The organism is Candidatus Pelagibacter giovannonii (assembly GCF_012276695.1).
Lineage (GTDB): Bacteria > Pseudomonadota > Alphaproteobacteria > Pelagibacterales > Pelagibacteraceae > Pelagibacter > Pelagibacter giovannonii.
The window spans coordinates 788,755-805,438 of the sequence record NZ_CP038852.1 but is presented as its reverse complement, the minus strand read 5'-3'; the positions used below and the strand labels follow the sequence as shown (position 1 = coordinate 805,438).

The window sequence follows — 16,684 nt, the reverse complement described above, 5'->3', positions numbered from 1 at the left end:
ATGAGTAAAAAAATTTTTTCAGGAGTCCAGCCCACAGGAAACCTTCATCTAGGAAACTATCTGGGTGCAATCAAGAACTTTGTAGAACTCCAAAATGAAAAAGAAAATGAATGCATTTTTTGTGTTGTGGATCTTCATGCTATAACAGTTAAACAAGACCCAAAAAAATTAAAAAAAAATATAAGAGAGACCGTAGCTACATTTATTGCGTGTGGAATTGATCCGGCACAAAGCATAATTTTTAACCAATCAATGGTTTCAGCACACTCAGAAGCGGCTTGGATTTTGAGTTGTGTTTCAAGAATGGGTTGGCTTAATAGGATGACACAATTTAAGGAAAAAGCCGGAAAAGATAAAGAAAAAGCTAGCATTGGTCTTTATTCATACCCAGTCTTGATGGCTGCAGATATTTTACTTTATGATGCAACTCATGTTCCGGTTGGAAATGATCAAAAACAACATCTAGAACTTTGTAGAGATATTGCTCAAAAGTTTAATAATGATTTTGATGTAATGGATTTTTTGAAAGTACCAGAGCCATTAATTCAAAAACAATTTTCAAGAATAATGAGTCTCAAAGATGGAATAAAAAAAATGAGCAAGTCAGATCCATCAGATTTAAGTAGAATTAACCTTACAGATGATAAAGATCAAATAATAAATAAAATAAAAAAAGCTAAAACAGATCCATTACCTTTGCCAAGTGTAATTGACAATCTAACAGAGAGACCAGAAGCAGAAAATTTATTGGGGATTTATTCAAGTTTAAAAAATCAAAATTTAGAAAAATCCTTAATGGAATTAAATGGAAAAAACTTTTCAGAATTTAAAGAGCAATTATCAGAAATTCTAATTGAAAGAATTATGCCAATATCACAAGAAATTAAAAAATTATTAGAAGATATAAATTTCTTAGACTCAGTTTTATTAGAAGGATCTGATAAAGCAGACAAAATTGCCTCAAAAAAGATGAAAAAAATGAAGGAACTAGTAGGTTTTTAATCAAAATATTTATTAATTGGTTTAAATTTAGACATTTATCTTTATATATAAATATATGTTTGTTCAAACTGAAGTAACACCGAACCCTAATTCACTTAAGTTTTTACCTGGAAAGACTGTTTCCAATAATGGCTCATTTGAAGTCACAAAAAAAGAGGAAACTGACAACGAATTGGTAAGAAATGTTTTATCAATTAATGGAGTAACAGGCGTATTTTTAGGAAAAGATTTCATATCAATAAATAAAAATGAAGAAGTAAATTGGGAAGATATTAAACATATAGCTATTTCACTAATTAATGATTTTTATTCAACAGGAGAAATGTTTGTGATTGGCAGTGAGTTGCTTAAAGAAAAAAAAGAAGAACACACTGAAATTGAAAAAAAAATTATAAGTATTTTAGAATCAAAGATTAGGCCAGCTGTTGCAAAAGATGGAGGTGATATAAAGTTTAAAGAATTTAAAGATGGAATTGTTAAGGTAGAATTGCAAGGAAGCTGTTCTGGCTGTCCAAGCTCAACAATGACCTTAAAACAAGGCGTACAAAACCTTTTGTGTCATTATTTACCTGAGGTAAAAGAAGTAGTTGCAATATAGATATGCAAAAAAAATATTCAATTTTTGAAATAAAGAAATATTTACATAAAAAGGGATTTATTCTTAAAAAAAAGAAAATTAAACCACAAGAAAGTGGTCTAGATAATCTTTCAAGAACCTTTTTATCAAGTTTGATTATTATATCATTTTTTTTCATAGCTCCACTAGCTATCAATCTTACAAAAGAAAAAACAATATTTTCTAAAGACTATGAAAATAATTCAAAAAATAATTTAAAAAAATTATTAGAAAATAAAACTATAAAACTAGACGAAAAATTAAATAAAAATTTTTTATATGAAGATATCTTAACATTTGATGAACAGCCATCAGACGCCGTACTATTAAGTGCCGCAACAATTCAAGAACTTTTTAAATCAACAAATTATAATTTAAAGGATGTTAGAAAAAATAAATTAGTAAAACCTATAAGCTTAGATTTACTACCAAAAGAGATTGTAAAAATAGAAAATGTTAAAAAAAGAAAAGAGCTTTTTATCCAGATAGTTTTGCCTTTAATTATTGACGAAAATAATAGTATCAAACTAGATAGAATGAAACTCTTTAGTATTTTAAATAAAAACAAAAATACAAAAGCAGAACAAGAGTGGCTGAATGTGAAATTCAAACAATATGGAGTTGTAAATAACGATTTATCTACATTAAAAATTAGAATGGATGAAGTGCCTGCTTCAATGGCTATTGCCCAGGCAGCAAAGGAAACCGGTTGGGGAACATCAAGATTTGCCCAAGAAGGAAATGCATTATTTGGTCAATGGACGTGGAGTGGAAAAGGAATAAAACCAGCTGATGCAGAAGATAATAGTACACATAAAGTTATGAGATTTAAGGTTTTACAAGCGTCTGTAAAAGCTTATCAAAGAAATTTGAATACACACTCATCTTATAAAAATTTTAGAAGTGCAAGAGCCGAATTGAGAGACGAAGAAAAAGAATTAGATAGTATGATTCTTACTGAATACCTAGATAAATATGCAGAGACAGGAAAAGAGTATGTTAAAATTTTACAACAAATTATAAGACAAAATAATTTAACAGATTTTGATGATGCGAGGTTATTGCCATCAAGCAAGGATTTAAAAAGTTTAATCTAATTTTGGTTCACTGAAAATTGAACACCAAACCATCTCCATATTCCATTATCGTTAAGTGAGCAATTAACCCTACCTCTTCTGAATGTAAATTTTTCTCTAAAGTTTAATTCCATTATATTTTTATTAAAAGTAATATTTGACTTATCCCATTTATTGCCCTCATCAGAAAAACAATTAATTTTTTTTATATTTTTTTGATTTTCAAAAAATTCAACAGATAGCTTTGGTGGATTATTATCTGTAATATATTTATCTTCGGGGCTTAAGGACTTGTATTGAAGGGGACTAAGATTAACTAAAAATTTAAATCTTTCTAGGTCACCATATTTTTCATTAATTGGAAATCTAGGTAATTCATGAGGATCTTTATTAACATCAATAACACCAGAATGTTGACCAAAAGCAAAAGTAAAATTTTTGGAAATAAAATCCTTGATAGTTTTGCTATATTCACCAAATGGATATGAAAAAAAAATTGGGTTATAACCTAAGTGCTGGTTAAAAATTTCAATTGAAGTATTAATATCGGATATGAAATTTTCAGTTTCTAAATCAACTAAATAACCGTGTGAATGTGAATGATTACCAATGTAAGCAAATGGCTGTTTCTCTATTTCTTGTATTTGCTCCCAACTCATATATCCATTTTTACCTACAGCTTCAGTTGAAACAAATAAAATAAAAGGAATTTTCTTACTTTTTAAATATGGCCATGCAATTTTATAAAAAGATAAGAATGCATCGTCTATAGTAATAAGTATTTCTTTATTATTTTTTGCAATATTAAATTTTTTTTGCAAATATTGCGGGTCATAAAATTTGTAATTTAAGGTATCTATTATGGACATTTGTTCTTTGAAAATATCCATTCGTATATTTGTTGAAGGATACTTATTTTCATCAAATCGGTGATACATTAAAGAAAGAATGCCGCTATCTTCAGAATAATATTTGATATTATTTTCTTCTGCTTTAGAATTAATGGCAAATAACATTATTATAATGAAAAATTTAATAGTAGACGCCACAAGAGATAAAATTTTTTTAACACTCATAGTTGATGGGAATATTTATACTTGTAGTCATGAAAATAGTAAAATTAATTTTGAAAAATTAATGATTTTAATTAATGATTTTTTAAAGGTAAATTCTTCTTCTTTAGATCAAATTGAAGTTATTTATGTTAATAGAGGACCAGGTAGTTTTGCAGGAATTAGAAATTCGTTAGCGACAATTAAAGCTTTGTTTTTAACTAAAAAAATCAATTATTATTGTTTTAGTTTTGAAGATTTTAAGGGATTTGAAGAAGTTAAGTACGAAGATGTCCCCAATTTATGTGAAAAATTTAAAATTAAAAAGAATTTGATTAATCCTATTTATTTAAGTTAAAATTAAAAATGTCAGAAAATATTGAACAAAAATGTTTGGCTAAAGGGGTTAAACTTACAGATCAAAGAAAAATTATTGCAAAAGTAATGTCAGAGTCGAACGACCATCCAGACGTAGATGAGCTTTATAATAGAGTTTCAAAGATTGATCCAAAAATAAGTATTGCCACAGTATATAGAACAGTAAAACTTTTTGAAGAGTCAGGAATTTTAGCAAAACACGATTTCAAAGGGGGTAAAGCTAGATACGAAGAATTAAATGAAGGACATCATGATCATTTAATTGATGTTAAATCAGGGGAAATTATTGAATTTGTTGATGAAGAGATAGAAAAGTTGCAAGAGAAAATTGCAGATAAGTATGGATATCGATTAGTTGATCATAAATTAGAATTATATGGTGTTAAAAAAAAATCCTAACATAATGTCGAAAAAAATTTTTATTAAAACTTTTGGCTGTCAAATGAATGAATATGACTCAAATCGTATATTTGATGCAGTAAAAAAAATCGGTTTTGAAAAAACTGATAAATATGAGGATGCGAATTGTTATCTTTTAAACACCTGCCATATTAGAGATAAAGCAAAAGAAAAAGTTTACCATGAAATAGGAAGGGTTAAAAAAATTTTTAGAGAGAAAAAAAAACCAATTGTAATTGTTGCTGGTTGTGTTGCCCAAGCTGAAAATCAAGAAATGTTAAAAAGAGAGCCTTATATTGATATTGTAATAGGTCCACAGTCTTATCATAAAATAAATGATGCAATATTAAATTTTTTAAAAAATAAAAAAAAAGAGGAAGAAACAGAATTTGATACAATTTCTAAATTTAATTATCTAAGTCAAATTAAAAATAAAGACAGTAAAGTTTCTTCTTTTTTAACAATTCAAGAGGGTTGTGATAAATTCTGTCATTTTTGCGTAGTGCCTTATACTCGTGGACCAGAATATTCCAGACCTTTTAATCAAATCATAAATGAAGCAAAAGAATTAATTCAAAGTGGTGCAAAAGAAATTATTTTATTAGGGCAAAATGTAAACGCATACAGTTATGACGAAGAAGACAAAGAGTACAGAATATCAGACTTGTTAATTACACTTGATAGTTTTGATAAACTTGAAAGAATCCGATACACAACATCTCACCCAAAGGACATGACAGATGACTTGATTAATGTTTATAAGAATTCATCTAAACTGATGCCCCTAGTACATTTACCAGTGCAAAGTGGATCAAATAAAATTTTAAATCTAATGAATAGAAAGCATAGCATTGAAGAATATGTGCTTATTTATGAAAAACTTAAAAAAATTAACTCAAAAATTGAGTTTTCAAGTGATTTTATTATTGGATACCCAGAAGAAGATGAACAAGATTTTAAAATGACAATGGAATTAATAGAAAAAATAAAATTTATTAACTCATATTCGTTTATTTTTAGCCCAAGACCGGGAACTGTTGCTGCGGATTTAAAACTAGTTGATCAAAAAAAATCCAAACAAAGATTAGAGGTAATTCAGAAGAAATTATTTGATAACCAAATACAAACAAATAAATCTCTTGAAAATAAAATTTTAAATGTTCTAGTAGAAAATAAAATGAAAGATGGAATTAAGTTATTTGGCAGAACAGAATATATGACATCAGTAATTTTTGATGGCAATATAGAGAACATAGGAAAAATTGTGCAAGTCGAAATAACAAGCAGCAATCAAAATAGTCTTTTTGGAAAATTAACTGAAAGTTCTAAAAAAAAAGTAGCTTAAAATTGAATAATACAGTTTCAAAAAAAATTAATTCAACATTAAAATTTGTATACTCTGATAATGATTCTTTAAGTGTTATTTTTCATGATAATGATTTATTGATGGGAGTTGTTGGTGAATTTAATGAAAATTTAAAAGAACTCGAAAAAATTACTAATACAAGTCTTTACTCAAGAGGAAATTCTATTTTAATAAAATCAACCCCAGAACAAAATGAGACAACAAAAAATGCCATTCAATTTCTTGCAAATCAATTTATTAATAATGGCAGTATTGAGAAAAAAGATATAATCTCATCTATAGATAAATTTATGATTGAAGAAAAAGTAAAAAATAAAAATGTTTCTGACATAATCAAAACACCAAAAAAATCTGTTATACCTAGATCTGAGAGGCAAAAAGAATATGTTAGAGCTTTAAGGCAAAGTGATATTGTTATATCAGCAGGCCCTGCTGGAACAGGTAAAACCTTTTTAGCGGTAGCAGTCGGATTAACCATGTTGCTTGATAAAAAGATTGAAAGAATTATTTTATCAAGACCTGCAGTAGAAGCTGGTGAAAGACTTGGTTTTTTACCAGGAGATATGAAAGAGAAAGTGGATCCTTATCTAAGACCTCTATATGATTCTCTTTATGATTTATTTGATTTTGAAAAAATACAGAGAATGATTGAAATTGGTGATATTGAAATAGCACCTCTTGCTTTCATGAGAGGAAGAACCTTAAAGAATTCTTTTGCAATTTTAGATGAAGCTCAAAATGCAACTGATACACAAATTAAAATGTTTTTAACGCGTATTGGTGAGAATTCAAAAATTGTTATAAATGGAGATCCTTCTCAAATAGATTTACCAAACAAGAACATGTCTGGCCTGAGTAGATCTAAGAAATTACTTGGACATTTAAAAGAAATTTCAGTTGTTGATTTTGATCATTCAGATGTTGTACGGCATCCTTTGGTATCTAAGATTGTAAGAGCTTATACCGATCAAGAAAATGATTAAAATTGATGTGGTTTCGGAGTCTACTCTTTGGAGCAAAAAAATTAAGAATAATAAAACTTTTTTTGACTCCATTGTAAAATTTTTTCCAAAAAAATATAGGTTTATAGGAAAGAGAATAAATCTAACAATTTTACTTTCAAATAATAAGAATATTAAAAAACTAAATAAAGATTTTAGAAATAAAAATAAACCCACAGATGTATTATCATTTCCGTTTGAGAAAAAATTTAACCCAAAAAAATCAAGTTATCTTGGTGATATAGTTGTTAGCTATGAATTTATGGATAAACCAAAAAATATAAGTATTTTAAAGTTTAAGCAAAAGGTTGTTAAAATTTTTATTCATGGATTTCTTCATTTATTAGGACACGACCACATAAAGCTAAAAGATTTTAAAAAAATGAGCAAAGAAGAAGATAATATTTATAAATTTATTAAAACAAAAGTTGCTTAACTTGCTTAAAAAAAAATTTTTAAAATTTTTATATTTATTTTTTTTAGGTGCTATTAGCTCTTATAGTTTGCCGCCTTATAATTATTTTATAATTAATTTTTTTACCTTTTCATTATTCTTCATTTTTCTCTTTATAGAGAAAAAAACTAGCACTAATAATAAATCTTTCTTTAAATATGGATGGTTTTTTGGTTTTGGTTATTTTTTATGTAGCTTATATTGGATTGCAATTTCATTAACTTTTGATGAAAGTTTCAAATTTTTAATACCAATTGCTATAATTTTATTTCCTGCTTTTCTGGCAATATTTTATGGACTAATAACTTATTTATTTTCAATTTTTTATTCTAAAAATGTTGTTAGTACATTTTTTATTTTTTCTATTTTATATGGATCTATAGAATTTTTCAGAGGTTCTATTCTTACTGGTTTTCCATGGAATTTAATTGCTTTTAGTTTTTCAGAAAGTATTTATTTTATTCAAATTCTTTCAGTAATTGGGACTTATTCTTTCAATTTAATCTGCATATCTTTGTTCACAGTGCCAGCTATATTTATCTTAAGAAAAAATAGAAAAGAAATTATTGTCTGTTTTTTTTTTATAATTACTTCTACAGGTTTTTTAATTTTTGGAAATTTAAAGTATAATAAATTTAATACCTCAGTTGATATTAAAAATAGTTTTACAATAAGAGCTATATCACCCAATATTAGTTTGGATCGATTTTATTCAAAGCAGGATGAATTAAATATTATCCAAGAACTAATTTCCTTGAGTAGCCCAGAAAAAAAAGAACCAACAGTTTTTTTATGGCCCGAAGGAGTTATTCCAGACAGCTACTTAAGAGATATGAATATATATAAAGAATTATTCTCAAATAATTTTGGAGGTGATGATTTAATTATCATGGGCCTAAATAGTGTAGAGACTAAAAATAGTGAAAAATTAATTTTTAATTCAATGGCAGTTTTCAACAATAAATTGGATTTAATTCATAGTTACAATAAGATTAATCTAGTGCCATTCGGAGAGTTTACCCCATTTGAAAAAGTTCTTAGTTTAATAGGACTTAAAACAGTAACTAATGATTATCAATCTTTTTCAAAAGGTGAGAACCAAAAAGCACTTTTAATAAAAAATGATAAGATAGAGGTAAAATTACTTCCCCTGATTTGTTATGAAATTATTTATTCACATAGATTATTTAATGACAAAAACTTTGATTATATAATTAATATTTCAGAAGATGGGTGGTTTGGAAATTCTATTGGCCCAAAACAACATTTTGCACATAGTATCTTTAGATCAATTGAAAGTGGAAAGTATGTAATAAGATCTGCAAACAATGGAATATCAGCCATTATTAATCCAATTGGTATTATAGAGGAAAAAGTTGAATTTGGTACTACTGGTTATGTTGATTTTAAAGAGAGTAAAATCCTTAAACCTACGCTCTATATGAATTATGGGGATAAGATATTTTTTATACTAATTTTATTATATATTTTTTTAATTTTTTCATTTAAGAAAATTACGCATGAGTAATTTAAAAAATTTTTTATTTACAAGCGAGTCTGTTTCTGAAGGACATCCAGACAAAGTGTCAGATCGTATTTCTGACATGGTTGTAGACAGTTATATTTCAGCTGATCCTTTTTCAAGAGTAGCATGTGAAACTTTAACCACTACAAATAAAGTTGTTTTAGCTGGAGAAGTAAGAGGACCGAGCATCAAAGAAGAAGATCTTATTCAAAAAGTAAGAGAGTGCATCAAAGATATAGGGTACGATCAAGATGGTTTTAGCTGGAGAGAAGCTACAAAAATAGAAAGCCACCTTCACGCACAATCTGCTGACATAGCTATGGGCGTGGACTCATCAAGTAATAAAGATGAAGGAGCGGGTGACCAAGGAATAATGTTTGGTTATGCTTGTAACGAAACCGAAGAATTAATGCCTGCACCAATTCATTATTCTCATAAAATTTTGAGATTAATGGCGGAAGATAGAAAATCTGGAAAATTGAAAAATATTGAGCCAGACTCAAAAAGTCAAGTTACATTTGAGTATGTTGATGGAAAACCAACCAAAATAAAATCAGTTGTTATATCTTCACAGCACTCAGCAAATGTAGATCAGGCTAAAGTTAGAGAATTACTAAAACCTTATTTATCAAAATCAATTCCTGAAAAATTTTTGAAAGATTTTAATGAAGATGAATTATATATAAATCCAACTGGAAATTTTGTAATTGGTGGCCCAGATGGAGATTGTGGCTTAACAGGTAGAAAAATTATTGTAGATACTTATGGCGGAGCAGCACCTCATGGTGGAGGAGCTTTTTCAGGTAAAGATCCAACTAAAGTTGATAGATCAGCCGCTTATGCAGCAAGGTATATTGCTAAAAATATTGTTGCATCTAACATTGCTGAAAGATGTTTAATTCAACTAGCGTACGCAATTGGAGTTTCAAAACCTTTATCAATTTATGTAGATTTATTTGATAATGATTTAGAAAAAAATAAATTTGTAACAGAAAAGATTTCAGAAAATTTTGATTTAAGTCCTAGAGGCATAAGAGAAATGCTAGGCTTAAATAAACCTATTTATGAAAAAACAGCAGCTTATGGTCATTTTGGAAGAGTGCCTGAAGCTAACGGCTCATTTTCATGGGAAAAAACTGATAAAAAAGACGTTTTTTTTAAATAGTTGCTATTGAATTAAAAAAAAATCTTTATATATTGCCCTTACATTATTGAAATTACAGAATGGGCTTTAGCCCATTTTTTTTTGGAGCTAATAAACTTATGTTAAATAGAAGATCAGATAAATTAGAATTATTAAGAATTGCTGAAGCAGTTGCTTTAGAAAAATCTATAGATAAAGAATTAATTATTGATTCCATGGAAACTGGAATTGCAAAAGCTGCCAAATCAAAATTTGGACAGGACAATGAAATTAAAGTTTTAATAGACAGAGAAAGTGGTGATATTGGAATTTTCAGAAAATTAATTGTTGTAGAAAAACCAGAAAATACAAATACAGAAATTAATCTTCAAGATGCAATTATTTTAAATGAAGCAAACAAAGATAAAAAAATTGGTGATGAAATTTTACAACCGCTGCCCTCTTTTGATTTTGGAAGAATAGCTGCGCAAACAGCAAAACAAGTTATTAGTTTTAATGTGAGAGAAGCAGAGCGTGAAAGACAATATAATGATTTCATAGACAAAAAAGATTCAATTTTAAGTGGAATTGTTAAGCGTCTAGAGTTTGGAAATGTAATAGTTGATTTGGGAAGAACTGAAGCAATTATTCAAAAAAATGAAATGATCCCTAGAGAAAATATTAAAGCTGGTGATAGAGTTAAAGCTTATTGTTATGATGTAAAAAGAGAAGCTAGGGGACAGCAAATTTTTTTATCAAGAGCACATCCAAAATTTATGGAAAAATTATTTGTTCAAGAGGTTCCTGAAATCTATGATGGTTTAATTGAAATCAAATCATCAGCAAGAGATCCAGGAAGTAGAGCAAAAATTTGTGTTAAAGCTGTTGATACTTCATTAGATCCAGTAGGAGCTTGTGTAGGAATGAGAGGATCAAGAGTTCAAGCAGTAGTAAATGAATTACAAGGTGAAAAAATTGACATCGTTAATTGGTCTGAAGATCCAGCAATAGTAGTTTCAAACGCATTGTCACCTGCTGAAGTTCAAAGAGTAAACGTTGATAGTGTTGCAAAAAAATTAGATGTAATTCTAACTGAAGAAAATTTAAGTAAAGCAATTGGTCGTAGAGGTCAAAACGTAAGACTTGCTACTAAATTATTAAATTATGAAATTAATATAATGACTGATGCAGAAGATTCAGAAAGAAGACAATCTGAATTTAAAGAAAAAACTGAAAATTTTGTTAAAAACTTAGAGTTGGATGAAACATTAGGACAATTACTTGTTGCTGAAGGTTTTTCTTCAATCTCAGACATTAAAGATAGCTCACCAGAAAATTTAATGAAAATTGAAGGCATTGAAGAAGACACTGCTAAGGCTCTGATTGAGAGAGCAAAAGAGTTTTACCAAAAAGATCAAGAAGACATCACTCAAAGAATTAAAGATTTGGGACTGCAAGATGATCTTATAAATCACAAAGGACTGACGCCAGGTATGCTAGTTACTTTAGGAGAACAAAAGATTTTAAAATTAGAAGACTTTGCAGACCTTGCTTCTGATGAATTAACAGGTGGTTATGATGTTGTGAAAGGTGAAAGAATTAAGATTCAAGGATACCTTGAAGATTTTGCTTTATCAAAAACAGAAGCAGATGAATTAATTATGTCTGCAAGAGACATAATCTACAAAGATTGAGTAATGATATATGGAAAACAAAAAAACAAAATTAACACTTTCTGGCATAGCCAAGAAATCGATAGAGAATATAGAGTTAGCAAAAACTCAAAGTAAAAATTCCGTTGTAATTGAAAAAAAGCCAAGCAAATTTGCACCTAGAGGTAATTTTAGTAGACCTGCTAGTGTTAGGTCAAAACCAGCAGTAACAACTACAAGTAGCTTTCCTCCTAGAACTACATCAGCAACTAAACCATCTTCTCCAATAACTAATGATTATGAAAAACGTAAGTTAGCTGAGCAAAGAGCAACTAGAAGACTTAAAGGTGATGCAGGTGAAAAAGGTAAACCTGAGAAGAAAAGAGAATTAAAATTAACAGTATCAAGAGCATTAAGTGACGAGATTGAAGCAAGATCAAGAAGTATGGCTTCGCTTAAAAGAGCAAAATTAAAAGAAAATAGAGAACTTACTAAAGAAGAAATTCAAGAAAGTTTAAAGCCTGTAAAAAGAGATGTAAATATTCCTGAAGCAATAACAGTCAGAGAGCTGTCCAACAGAATGGCTGAGCAATCAGGCAATGTTATTAAACATTTATTTGGAATGGGAGTTACGGTTACTATCAATCAAACATTAGCAGCAGATACAGCTGAATACCTGGTAAAAGAATTTGGTCACAATCCGATTAGAGAAACAAAAGCAGAAGAAATTATTCAAAAAATAAAAGAATCTAGATCTGAAAATTTGAAGAATAGACCGCCGATTGTAACTGTAATGGGTCATGTGGATCATGGTAAAACTTCGGTGTTAGATGTCTTAAGAAGTGCGAATGTTGTCTCTGGTGAATTTGGTGGAATAACACAACACATTGGTGCTTACCAAATACAACATGAGTCTAATAAACTGACTTTCATTGATACACCGGGTCATGCTGCATTTACAGAAATGAGAGCTAGAGGATCAAAATTAACAGACGTTGTAGTGTTAGTAGTTGCTGCAGATGATGGAGTTAAACCCCAAACAATTGAATCTATAAAACATGCGAAGGCTGCAAATGTTCCAATAGTTGTAGCAATTAACAAGTGTGATTTGCCAGAAGCAGATCCACAAAAAATAAAGAACCAGCTTTTAGAATATGAACTTATTGCAGAAGATCTATCAGGAGATACTTTGATGGTTGAAATTTCTGCAAAAAATAAAAAGAATTTAGATAAATTGGTAGAATCAATCGTTCTTCAAGCAGAAATTTTAGACTTAAAAACTGACTTTGAATCTAATGCAACAGGAATTGTTTTAGAATCAAAAATAGATATTGGTAGAGGAGCAGTTGCAACAGTTGTGGTTACGTCTGGAACAATTAAAAAAGGTGATTTTTTTGTTAGTGGATTAAAGTGGGGAAAAGTAAGAGCTTTAATTAATGATAAAGGAGAAAATGTTAATGAAGCACCACCATCAATGCCAGTTGAAATTCTTGGAATAAATGGAGCTGCTAAATCAGGAGATGACTTTATTGTCTTAGACTCAGAAAAAGAAGCTAAAACATTAAGTGAGAATAGAGCAGAAGAAACCAAAACTGGTGGAAGCCCTTTAACTTTTGCAACTCAAGACTCAGCTTTTGCTGATAAGTCAGCTGCAGAATTAAATATTATCGTAAAATCAGATGTACATGGATCTGCTGAAGCAATCAAAAGTGCAATTAATCAAATTATTCATGAAGAAGTAAAACCTAAAATAATTTTATCTGATATTGGAATGGTAACAGAAACAGATGTAACATTGGCAAAAGCATCTAACGCTGCATTAATTGCATTTAATGTTAAACCAAGTAAGGAAGCAAAAAAATTAGCAGAAAATGAAAAAATTGTAATTTCTTCTTATAATATTATTTATGAAGTTTTAGATTATATTAAATTAAGAATGTCAGGACTTCTTGCTCCAGATGTTCAAGAAAAAATTATTGGCACAGCTCAAATTTTAGAAATTTTCAAAGTTTCTGGTACAGGAAAAGTTGCAGGTTCAAAAGTAACAGAAGGAGAAATAACCAGTGGAGCAAGTGCTAGAGTAGTAAGAGATGGAGCAATTATTTATACTGGCAAGATAAGTACTATTTTCAGAGAAAAAGATCAGGCAAAACAGGTTAGTAATGGTCAAGAATGTGGAATAACGCTTAAAGACTTTATCGATTTCCAGAAAAACGATACAATAGAGGCGTATAGTACGACTTCGACAGAAAGAACAGTATAATGGCTGATAGAATAGGAAAACCCGTATCACAGAGACAATTACGTGTTGGAGAGATGATCAGGCAATCTTTAGGCATGATTTTTGCCAGAAATGAAGCTAAGGTCCCGAATTTAGAAACTAACACTATAACGGTTACTGAGGTAAAAATGAGTCAAGACCTTAAAATTGCAAAAGCTTACGTATTACCATTAGGTGGTAAAGACACAGAACTAGTTATTAAAAAATTAAAAGAATATTCTTTCTTAATTAGAAAAGCTTTATCTAAAAAAATAATTATGAAATATTTACCAAAAATACTTTTTGCTAAGGATGAATCATTTGAGTACGCAGAAAAAATAGAAAACTTAATAAAACAAACAAATAAATAGGAAAATAAATAGTATGACGAAAAAAGCAGAAGAATTAAAAATGCATGAGAAGGACACCGGTTCTTCAGAAGTACAAATTGCATTATTAACGGGAAAAATTGAAACTCTTTCAGCACACATTAAACAATTCAAAAAAGATAAACACTCTTCAGTTGGATTATTAAGAGCAGTAAATAGAAGAAAAAAATTGTTAGAATATTTAAAGAAAAATAAATTCGATTCTTACAAAAATGTATTAACACAATTAAATTTAAGAAAATAGATAGAAGGAAACGGAAAATAGATGTTCAAAGTATATAAGAAGGAAATTGAAGTAGCAGGTAAGAAGATAAGTTTAGAAACAGGTAAGATAGCAAGACAAGCAGACGGAGCAATTATTGCTTCATGTGGTGAAACAGTTATTTTAGCAACAGTAGTAGGAGCAAAAAAAGTAAATCCAGATATGGATTATTTTCCTCTTTCTGTAAACTACCAAGAAAAATATTATGCAGGTGGTAAAATTCCTGGTGGATATTTTAAAAGAGAAGCAAGACCAACTGAAAGTGAACAATTGATCTCAAGATTAATTGATAGACCCATCAGACCTTTGTTTCCAAGTGCATTTAAAAATGAAGTTCAGCTGTTACCAACAGTAATTTCATATGATAAAGACAATCAACCAGATATTTTAGCAATTACAGCTTCTTCAGCAGCACTAGCTATTTCAGGAATGCCATTTATGGGACCTGTGGGTGCTTCAAGAGTTGGTTTAGTTGATGGAAAATACATATTAAATCCATCAAAAGCTGAGTTAGAAAACTCTACTTTAGATTTAGTTGTAGCCGGTACTAAAGATGCTGTGCTTATGGTTGAGTCGGAAACATCAGGCTTAACCGAAGAAGTAATGTTAGATGCAGTTAAATTTGGCCATGAAGGATTTGTTCCAGTAATTGAGATGATAGAGGAACTTGCAAAAGAATGCAGAAAACCAGAATGGACTGTTGAAAAGAAAGATTTATCTGAAGTTAAACAAAAACTTGAGGAAACTTTTACAGCAGATCTAACAAAAGCTTTTGCAACAATAGACAAACAAGATAGATCAAATCAAATTTCAGAAATTTCTGATAAAGCAAAAAAGCTTTTTGCAGACAATGAAAACTATTCTGATTTTAACGTTAATGACGAATTAAAAAATCTTGAAAAGAAAATTGTTAGAACTGATATTCTTAAAAATAAAAAAAGAATTGATGGCAGAGGTTTAGCTGATGTAAGAGCTATTGAGTGTGAAGTTGGTGTTTTACCAAGAACTCACGGATCAGCTCTATTTACTAGAGGTGAAACACAAGCGATTGTTGTTACTACTTTAGGTACATCTGATGACGAACAAAGATTAGAAAGTTTAGATGGACAGCATAGAGAAAGATTTATGCTTCATTACAACTTCCCTCCTTTCTCAGTTGGTGAAACTGGAAGAATTGGAACTGGAAGACGTGAAGTTGGTCATGGAAAATTAGCATGGAGAGCAATTAACTCTTCATTACCTTCAAAAGAAGCATTCCCATACACTTTTAGAATAGTGTCAGAGATTACAGAATCTAACGGTTCTTCTTCAATGGCGAGTGTTTGTGGTGCATCTCTTGCATTAATGGATGCTGGAGTTCCAATTAAAGAGCCAGTTGCAGGTATTGCAATGGGACTAATTAAAGAAGGCGATGATTTTAGTGTCTTATCAGATATTTTAGGTGATGAAGATCATCTTGGAGACATGGATTTTAAAGTTGCTGGAACTAAAGATGGAATTACTTCACTTCAAATGGATATCAAAATTACAGGTATTACATTTGAAATCATGGAACAGGCTTTAAAACAGGCTAAAGAAGGAAGAGTTCATATCTTAGGTGAAATGAATAAAGCTTTAAGCGAATCAAGAGCCGATGTTGGTGAACACACTCCCAAAATGGAACAAATTACTGTTGATAAAAAAGACATCGCAGCTGTGATTGGAAAAGGTGGAGCAACGATTAGAGAGATTGTTGAAAAATCAGGTGCTAAACTAGATGTAAACGATGAAGGTGTGGTAACTGTTGCTGCTCCAGACGAAGAGTCTAGAAACATTGCTATGCAAATGATTAAAGACATCACAGCAAAGGCTGAACTAAATAAAATTTATTCAGGTAAAGTAATGAAAATTATGGAATTTGGTGCATTTGTTAACTTCTTAGGTAAACAAGATGGTCTTGTTCACATTTCAGAACTTGCTCCTAAAAGAGTAGAAAAAGTTACTGATGTTGTCAAAGAAGGCGATGAAGTAAAAGTTAAAGTGATTGGTTTTGATAGAGGTAAAGTTAAGCTTTCTATGAAACAAGCAGCTGAATAATTTTTAAATTAAAATTCTAAACCCCTGGAATGAAAGTTCTGGGGGTTTTTTTT

General features: G+C 29.5%; 16 protein-coding genes. 15 read left to right on the top strand and 1 reads right to left on the bottom strand.

Annotated features, from left to right (window positions below; all coding sequences use genetic code 11):
• The 3 genes from trpS to E5R92_RS04450 are packed head-to-tail and all read left to right on the top strand — an operon-like array spanning window position 1 to window position 2,715.
• Window positions 1-1,002, top strand: a complete 1,002-nt coding sequence (gene trpS / locus E5R92_RS04460; protein ID WP_168606894.1) for a tryptophan--tRNA ligase — start codon at window positions 1-3, stop codon at window positions 1,000-1,002.
• A 55-nt stretch (window positions 1,003-1,057) separates the two neighbouring features.
• Window positions 1,058-1,600 carry a NifU family protein gene (locus tag E5R92_RS04455; protein WP_168606893.1) on the top strand — a complete coding sequence of 181 codons (543 nt, stop codon included), beginning with the start codon at window positions 1,058-1,060 and terminating at the stop codon, window positions 1,598-1,600.
• 2 nt (window positions 1,601-1,602) lie between these two features.
• A complete protein-coding gene (locus E5R92_RS04450) occupies window positions 1,603-2,715 on the top strand; it encodes a glucosaminidase domain-containing protein (RefSeq protein ID WP_229704501.1) in 1,113 nt (370 codons plus the stop codon).
• Here the strand turns inward: E5R92_RS04450 and E5R92_RS04445 are convergent.
• A complete protein-coding gene (locus tag E5R92_RS04445; protein WP_168606892.1) occupies window positions 2,712-3,710 on the bottom strand; it encodes a polysaccharide deacetylase family protein in 999 nt (332 codons plus the stop codon). The two genes, E5R92_RS04450 and E5R92_RS04445, sit on opposite strands and share 4 nt — an antisense overlap.
• 7 nt (window positions 3,711-3,717) lie before the next feature.
• On the opposite strand from E5R92_RS04445, the gene E5R92_RS04440 reads away from it, so the two are divergent.
• The 12 genes from E5R92_RS04440 to pnp all read left to right on the top strand — a co-directional run bounded on the left by E5R92_RS04440 (window position 3,718) and on the right by pnp (window position 16,631).
• Window positions 3,718-4,104: a peptidase M22 gene (locus E5R92_RS04440; protein WP_168606891.1), complete on the top strand. Its 387-nt coding sequence runs from the start codon at window positions 3,718-3,720 to the stop codon at window positions 4,102-4,104.
• Window positions 4,105-4,112: 8 nt separating this feature from the next.
• Window positions 4,113-4,523 (top strand): Fur family transcriptional regulator, encoded by a 411-nt coding sequence (locus E5R92_RS04435; protein WP_006997525.1) that lies wholly within the window; start codon window positions 4,113-4,115, stop codon window positions 4,521-4,523.
• Window positions 4,501-5,868 (top strand): tRNA (N6-isopentenyl adenosine(37)-C2)-methylthiotransferase MiaB, encoded by a 1,368-nt coding sequence (gene miaB / locus E5R92_RS04430; RefSeq protein WP_168606890.1) that lies wholly within the window; start codon window positions 4,501-4,503, stop codon window positions 5,866-5,868. Before E5R92_RS04435 ends, miaB begins: the two co-directional genes overlap by 23 nt.
• Window positions 5,869-5,870: 2 nt before the next feature.
• Window positions 5,871-6,872 (top strand): PhoH family protein, encoded by a 1,002-nt coding sequence (locus tag E5R92_RS04425; RefSeq protein ID WP_168606889.1) that lies wholly within the window; start codon window positions 5,871-5,873, stop codon window positions 6,870-6,872.
• Window positions 6,865-7,326 (top strand): rRNA maturation RNase YbeY, encoded by a 462-nt coding sequence (gene ybeY / locus E5R92_RS04420; protein WP_168606888.1) that lies wholly within the window; start codon window positions 6,865-6,867, stop codon window positions 7,324-7,326. The genes E5R92_RS04425 and ybeY overlap by 8 nt, the downstream gene beginning before the upstream one ends.
• 1 nt (window position 7,327) lies before the next feature.
• Complete coding sequence (lnt, locus tag E5R92_RS04415; RefSeq protein WP_229704499.1) at window positions 7,328-8,872, top strand: apolipoprotein N-acyltransferase; 1,545 nt, start codon at window positions 7,328-7,330, stop codon at window positions 8,870-8,872.
• On the top strand, window positions 8,865-10,034 hold the full coding sequence (metK, locus tag E5R92_RS04410; protein WP_168606886.1) for a methionine adenosyltransferase: 1,170 nt from the start codon (window positions 8,865-8,867) through the stop codon (window positions 10,032-10,034). The genes lnt and metK overlap by 8 nt, the downstream gene beginning before the upstream one ends.
• A gap of 98 nt (window positions 10,035-10,132) precedes the next feature.
• Entirely contained in the window at window positions 10,133-11,686 is a 1,554-nt protein-coding gene (nusA, locus tag E5R92_RS04405) for a transcription termination factor NusA (RefSeq protein WP_420887562.1), read from the top strand.
• A 10-nt stretch (window positions 11,687-11,696) separates the two neighbouring features.
• Window positions 11,697-13,907, top strand: coding sequence for a translation initiation factor IF-2 (gene infB / locus E5R92_RS04400; protein WP_168606884.1), 2,211 nt, complete (start codon window positions 11,697-11,699; stop codon window positions 13,905-13,907).
• Complete coding sequence (gene rbfA / locus E5R92_RS04395; RefSeq protein WP_168606883.1) at window positions 13,907-14,275, top strand: 30S ribosome-binding factor RbfA; 369 nt, start codon at window positions 13,907-13,909, stop codon at window positions 14,273-14,275. The genes infB and rbfA overlap by 1 nt, the downstream gene beginning before the upstream one ends.
• A gap of 13 nt (window positions 14,276-14,288) precedes the next feature.
• A complete protein-coding gene (gene rpsO / locus E5R92_RS04390) occupies window positions 14,289-14,537 on the top strand; it encodes a 30S ribosomal protein S15 (protein ID WP_006997516.1) in 249 nt (82 codons plus the stop codon).
• A gap of 21 nt (window positions 14,538-14,558) precedes the next feature.
• The gene (gene pnp, locus E5R92_RS04385) at window positions 14,559-16,631 is read left to right on the top strand and encodes a polyribonucleotide nucleotidyltransferase (protein ID WP_168606882.1); all 2,073 of its coding nucleotides are present in this window, start codon (window positions 14,559-14,561) and stop codon (window positions 16,629-16,631) included.
• Window positions 16,632-16,684: the final 53 nt, after the last annotated feature.